The sequence below is a fragment of the Exiguobacterium sp. S22-S28 genome, from assembly GCF_043359615.1.
Lineage (GTDB): Bacteria > Bacillota > Bacilli > Exiguobacteriales > Exiguobacteriaceae > Exiguobacterium_A.
On the sequence record NZ_JBHFFC010000036.1, the window covers coordinates 65,575 to 71,651 of the forward strand.

A 6,077-nucleotide genomic window follows, 5' to 3' on the forward strand; every position below is an offset into this window, starting at 1 on the left:
CATCTCCGGGAAATCGTCTGTTCGTTTCGTGAATTAGTTTGGTGCTTTAGCTGTATCGATGATCCGACCTTCGATCTTGTAATCGAGGGTTTTCTTTTCGATTGCATAGTCACGTAGGTTCTCCCAGTCAGATAAACCGAGATCCGTTACGCGACCTTCATCATAGGCTGTCTTAAATGGTGTGAGACCATCTGATCCTTTAGCAGTGAATGCGTTGGTCGCGACGACGTATGTCTTCGCCGGGTCGACTGCTGTAAATGTTCCATCTGCGCCAATCTCGATTTTCGTCACACGTTGTCCCGCTGCTTTTGATCCGTCATAGGTCAGCTTCATGCCGGACACTTGGAGGAATCCGCCGTTTTCAAGCGGTGCGAGTCCAACACTGATTTCAAAGAGATCTTTCAACTGAGCACCTGTCATCTTGACAGTAGCGAGTGTATTTCCGAATGGGAGAGTCGTCAGGATTTCGCCTGCTGTCAATGGACCGGCATTGATTGCAGCCCGAATTCCACCACTGTTTTGAACCGCGATGACTGTTTCCGGATTTACTTTCTTCGCTTTATCGAGCATCGCATCCGTGATCAAGTTTCCGAGTGCCGTCTCGCTGTTTCGTACACTGACGGTGTTTGTAGGGCTAGTTCGGAGATTGACCAACTCATTGACGACAGTTGCCCCAACTTCTTGATTCTTGATGGCAGCAATTTTATCTGCGTATGGTTTCAGGATTTCTGCTGCTTTTGCGTCTGCTGCAAGCGCTTTGACAGGAATCAGCGAACCGTCGTACGACTTGATCTTCCCTTTGTAATCAAACGTGACGTTGACGTCACCGAGGAAGTCGCTGTACTGGAACGCCTGAGCGATGATTGTCGCTTCTTTTTTCTTCGTTTCTTCGTCTGCTGGGACATAGACCGGTTTATCTAACTGACTGTGCGTATGTCCTCCGATGATAACATCGATGCCATCGACGTTACGTGCGAGCAACTGATCGTTGTCGACTGCCGGATTGTCATCATAACCGATATGTGTCAAAGCAACGATTTTGTTGACACCGCGTTTTTTGAATTTATCAACAGTTGCTTGTGCACTCTTGATGTAGTTTGAGAACGTTACGCTTCCTGGGCTTGAGATGTCTTTTGTTTCTTCCGTCGTTAAACCAAAGAAGCCGACTTCCTCACCGTTGATTTCTTTAATGATTCCTTGGTAAATATGACCTTCATCAGGTCCTGATGTAATCGTATTTTTTTGGTAGCCGTTGAACAACGGATTTTTGCTGAAGTTGACGTTAGCTGTGATGAACGGGAACTGGGCTCCGGCGACGAAAGCTTGAAGGGCAGCACCTTGATCCTGTTCGCCCAAGTCAAATTCATGGTTACCGAATGTCATCATGTCATATTTCATGTAATTCATCAGTTCAAGATCGGCCTGTCCTTTGAATTCATTGAAATAAAGTGAACCGGAGAAGACGTCTCCTGCGTCAAGAAGGAGACTCGGCGTACCTTCTGTACGATATGCGGCACGACGCTCTTTGATCGCTGTGGCCCGTTTTGGTGCATTGTCGAGTGAGGCATGTGTATCATTTGTGTGAAGCAAAGCAAGACTAAAGTCATTTTTTTTCACATCACGGATGTTGATTTTCGCTTTTTTTGTAACGGTTTTTCCTTTATGTGTTACACTTCCTACAGCATAAACCGTTCCTGATTCTGAGGTGTCGACTTTCGACCATGTGACAGTCTTGTCGTAGGCTTTACCGTTCGCATACAGAACTGCTAATTTTTTAGGTAAAACCGGTTTTTGATCGACGAAAATCGTTTGTTCAGGTACAGATTCGATGATTTTGATGACGTAGTTTTCGATATGAATCTTAATTTCGATCGGTAATTTCTTTTTACCATATGTTCCTTTTACGGTTTGGTACGCATTGAAGACGTGTTTGTTATACGCTTTCCAAGTAATCGCTTCCCCTTTGTATGTAGCTGGTAACTTGACCGGGGCACCTTTCGTGAAGACCAGTGATTTGAGCTTAACCGTCTTGACTTTGACATGTGTTGCAGCGGATACGGTAGTCTGCGCAACCGGCACGATTGCCGATGTCGTCAGGGCGACAGCGACAGCTGCCGCATAAAGCGGTTTTGATTTGTACATACGTAAAAATCCTCCTTCAAAGTAGGTGTATGAATACAAGGTCCGGGACGATAACTGACCTCTTCTTCTACTATACGTGTTCAAATGATCAAACAGCGGTTATTTTTTTGTAAAAACCATAAAGGTTTTGCGAAAAACAAATAAAAAACAAAAAAAGATAACGCTTTCATTATAGGCGCTGGTGTGAAAAAATGAAAGAACGATTCCGTTTACACAAAGAAAAATATATTTGGAAAAGGAGACCTTAGACCATGAGGGAATCCGTGAAAGGCGCGCTTTTATTAGGGATTATCGGGATCATCGCGCTTCTGTTGATCTGGGGATTATCGTCTCCACCGACTACAATTGAATCTCCTCTGTTCATTCTATTTTGAATCAACTTTAATAGACGTATCTTACGCTATGAAAGTTGCTTTTTTCTGTGATGAGAAAGAGGCGGTTTTGTTTCGGTTTGACTAATCCATTGACACGTTTTTTAACGATGGCTAGAATTGATTAAGTGTATGACCTCACATATCTGTTTGATTATGAGGAAGAAACGTGTGTTTTAAAGAGAAAGGAGGAGTTAACCAACATGCAGGCAGTCTGCCTGTCTGCGGATCATTCGTTTGAAGAATCGCGAATGACAATCCGTCGTTTATTTAACTGAAGATAAAACTGAATTAAAATACATGTACCTTTACAGATCGGAAGGAAATTAATTATGTGGAAAGAAATGAAAAGCATCATCCGCGAACAGGTGGAGAATTTTCCGCTGATTCGTCGACTTGCACGTTATGAAATCAAATCGGCGCATGCGGAGCAACGGCTTGGACTTTTATGGGAGCTTCTGAATCCGGGCTTACAAATCTTCATCTATTGGTTTGTTTTTGGTGTTGGCTTAAGAGGAAACAAAAATGTGGATGGCAATATTCCATTCATTGTGTGGATGCTTTGCGGTATCGTAGTCTGGTTCTTCATCAATGATGCACTGTTGCGCGGGTCCAATTCGATCAACAATCGGTTGGCCATGGTCACGAAGATGCGTTTCCCCATGAGTGCGATTCCGTCTTATGTGATTTTGTCGCGGATGTACCAACATTTTGCGATGCTTCTGATTGTTTTCGTTGTGGTTCTGGCAAACGGGATTCCGCTTACGTGGAAACTGCTCCAGTTGCCTTATTATATGGCAGCCACTTATATTTTTGTCTATGCCTTTTCTCTTTGTTTTTCGACATTGATTACGCTCGTCAAAGACATCCAGTTATTTTTACAATCGATGATGCGGATGCTTTTTTATCTGACACCGATTTTATGGAACATTGAACGTTTCCCGGCTGAACTGCACGGTATTTTACGTCTGAATCCAATCTTTTACTTGGTGGAAGGATATCGGGCAAGCTTACTCGGTGGCGCCTGGTTTTTCCAAGAATGGCCGACCGGACTTTATTTCTGGAGCGTGACACTGCTCTTATTCACAGCCGGAACATTTTTACACATCAAGTTCCGCAAATCATTTACTGAGCTTGTTTGAGGAAGGAAAACGCTATGTCTATGATAAAACTCGACCATGTCACGAAACGATTTGATATGGTGAAGACGACAAAAGAAAAATTTAAGCTGTTGTTTAAAAATAAAAGTAAAGACGTCAAGACATTCACGGCACTGCGGGATGTCTCCCTTGAAATCGGCTCCGGTGAAGTGGTCGGTCTTGTCGGGATCAACGGCTCCGGGAAGTCGACCTTGTCGAACTTGATCTCCGGTATTATCTACGCCAATGAAGGCGAAGTGGAGATCAATGGAGAAGTCGCGATCATCGCAGTCTCACAAGGATTAAAGAATGTGTTGACGGGACGCGAAAACATCCGTTTGAAATGTTTGATGCTCGGGATGGATGACGCGGAAATCGAACGCCGGATGCCGGGAATCATCGATTTCGCGGATATCGGTGACTTTATCGATCAGCCGATCAAAAAGTATTCGAGCGGAATGAAGTCGCGACTCGGATTCGCCATCGCTGTCAATGTCGATGCGGACATCTTGATTGTCGATGAAGCCTTGTCTGTCGGAGACCAAACGTTTTATAACCGCTGTATCGATAAGATGAATGAGTTCAAAAACGAAGGCAAAACGATCATCTTTGTCAGTCATTCGTTGAGTCAGATTAAAAGTTTTTGCGAGCGGGTCATTTGGCTCGAATACGGACAAGTCAAACAGGACGGATCAACAAAAGATGTCTTGCCGGAGTATAAAAACTTTTTGGCCGATTACAAGAAGCTGTCGAAAGAAGAGCAACATCAATACCGGAAAGATCGTCTGAAAGAACAGGCACAAACCGCTAAAGTCGGGAAGAAAAATACGGATGCGGAAGATACCGTCAAACATCCGGGTTGGATTTTGTCAGGCATCAGCCTGCTTGTCCTTGCGGCGGGGAGTCTGATGGTTATTGACGAGACACCATCGTTTTCAACCTTGACGGAAGCACTTTCCAAACTGTTCTAAAAAAAATTCCTGTGACAGCGAGTAAAAAAAGAAACAAAGGCAGCGGATCATGCATCTGCTGCCTTTGTTTCGGGAAAAGAGGATTTTAAGTCAGCCCTTCTTTAGAAAATCGAAAAGAAATCTCATGTTTGTTCCGTATTCATATACGTTTTGACACGGGGAGCCACGTAGGATTGCAGACGTTCCATTAACCGGACCGGATCAGATTCGACGAGTAACATGCCGGCATGTTCCGGAATCAAAAAGCCTTTTGTCTCCATTTGTTGAAATAAGGCGACGAGTGGATCATAATAGCCGTCAACGTTTAAGATGCCACATGGTTTTTCATGTAAACCGAGTTGAGCCCATGTGAAGACTTCAAAAAATTCCTCCATCGTTCCCGGTCCACCCGGCAAGATGATAAATCCATTGGCGAGTTCTGCCATCTTTGCTTTTCGGTCGTGCATGGAGTCAACGAGGTGAAGGGTTGTCAGGTTCGGATGCGCAATCTCTTTTTCCTGTAAAAAATGCGGCAGTACACCATTCGCCTGTCCGCCTGCTGCCAGAACAGCATCTGCAACAGCCCCCATCGTTCCGACACGTGAACCACCGTAGACTAAGTTCAGCTGTTGACGGGCAAGAAGTGTGCCAAGCTCTGTTGCCGCTTCACGAAAAATGGGTGTCACTCCATCCTTTGAACCACAAAATACTGCCAGTTGTTTCATCGCTTGTTCCTCCTTCTTGAAATGATCTTCTGTCAGTCCATCATATCAAAGGAATTGGAATAAGAGGGGATTTGTCGTCGTGTCACGAAAAAAAGGACGAGAGGAAAAAAATAAGAAAGAAGGAGAACAAGATGAGACCTAAAACTATCGTTTGGCTTGTATTACTCATTGCCGGAATTAATCTGGCAATTGGTATTTTTATACCGGAATCCTCTACCCGGACAACCATCAGCAGTGTGTTGCTCGGATTGGTCATTCTGCTCGGAGTAGGCTATTTCATTGCCTTACGTCGTTCATCGAAGTAAAAAAATCCATTTTGTCTATTAAAACAGACAAAATGGATTTTTTTTGAACATAGGAATAGAAAAAAGTGAATGAATATCTTTCACCCTCTATTTTTATGCAAATTATCGATATAAAGAGGGATGGAATAATTAAGAATCAAAGACTTAAGGACATACGACCTAAGACAAAAGATGCAGTGAGTGTTAATAATGTGCAAATTACACCAAATATTCGTATTCGAATATTCAAAGGGGGTCTAAGGATATATGATGTTGTTACAAAGCTAGACAAAAATATTAGGAGGTTATTCATTATGAACTTGAAAAATAAATTATTTTTATCTATTAGTAGCGTAGGAATCACACTTTCAGCATTTGGAATCATTCATTCAGAAGGCACAGTAATCAAAACAGAAGTAGCCGGAAACAACCTTCCGACAGAATTCTCAGTGAAGCGTGACGTAGC

6 protein-coding genes are annotated in these 6,077 nt (G+C 43.4%); 4 read left to right on the plus strand and 2 right to left on the minus strand.

Annotated elements, in window-relative coordinates; translation table 11 throughout:
• Positions 1-33: 33 nt before the first annotated feature.
• A complete protein-coding gene (locus ACHA8N_RS17245; RefSeq protein ID WP_393966458.1) occupies positions 34-2,142 on the minus strand; it encodes a 5'-nucleotidase C-terminal domain-containing protein in 2,109 nt (702 codons plus the stop codon).
• A 703-nt stretch (positions 2,143-2,845) separates the two neighbouring features.
• Here ACHA8N_RS17245 and ACHA8N_RS17250 point away from each other — a divergent pair.
• Together ACHA8N_RS17250 and ACHA8N_RS17255 are read left to right on the plus strand one after the other, a co-directional pair.
• Complete coding sequence (locus tag ACHA8N_RS17250) at positions 2,846-3,655, plus strand: ABC transporter permease (RefSeq protein WP_393966459.1); 810 nt, start codon at positions 2,846-2,848, stop codon at positions 3,653-3,655.
• Positions 3,656-3,669: 14 nt separating this feature from the next.
• Positions 3,670-4,623, plus strand: coding sequence for an ABC transporter ATP-binding protein (locus tag ACHA8N_RS17255; RefSeq protein ID WP_393966460.1), 954 nt, complete (start codon positions 3,670-3,672; stop codon positions 4,621-4,623).
• Between the two features lie 122 nt (positions 4,624-4,745).
• Here ACHA8N_RS17255 and ACHA8N_RS17260 read toward each other — a convergent pair whose 3' ends face one another.
• Positions 4,746-5,327, minus strand: coding sequence for an LOG family protein (locus ACHA8N_RS17260; protein WP_393966461.1), 582 nt, complete (start codon positions 5,325-5,327; stop codon positions 4,746-4,748).
• Positions 5,328-5,458: 131 nt separating this feature from the next.
• Between ACHA8N_RS17260 and ACHA8N_RS17265 the strand changes: the two genes are divergently transcribed.
• Entirely contained in the window at positions 5,459-5,632 is a 174-nt protein-coding gene (locus ACHA8N_RS17265; RefSeq protein ID WP_167498320.1) for a hypothetical protein, read from the plus strand.
• A gap of 95 nt (positions 5,633-5,727) precedes the next feature.
• Positions 5,728-6,077, plus strand: a 350-nt coding sequence (locus ACHA8N_RS17270; protein ID WP_393966462.1) for a hypothetical protein, incomplete at its 3' end; no start/stop codon positions are given.

What these genes read in the sequence shown, in the direction of transcription:
- ACHA8N_RS17245 (WP_393966458.1), bottom strand. Translation starts at nt 2,142, where the DNA reads ATGTACAAATCAAAACCGCTTTATGCGGCAGCTGTCGCTGTCGCCCTG.
- ACHA8N_RS17250 (WP_393966459.1), top strand. Translation starts at nt 2,846, where the DNA reads ATGTGGAAAGAAATGAAAAGCATCATCCGCGAACAGGTGGAGAATTTT.
- ACHA8N_RS17255 (WP_393966460.1), top strand. Translation starts at nt 3,670, where the DNA reads ATGTCTATGATAAAACTCGACCATGTCACGAAACGATTTGATATGGTG.
- ACHA8N_RS17260 (WP_393966461.1), bottom strand. Translation starts at nt 5,327, where the DNA reads ATGAAACAACTGGCAGTATTTTGTGGTTCAAAGGATGGAGTGACACCC.
- ACHA8N_RS17265 (WP_167498320.1), top strand. Translation starts at nt 5,459, where the DNA reads ATGAGACCTAAAACTATCGTTTGGCTTGTATTACTCATTGCCGGAATT.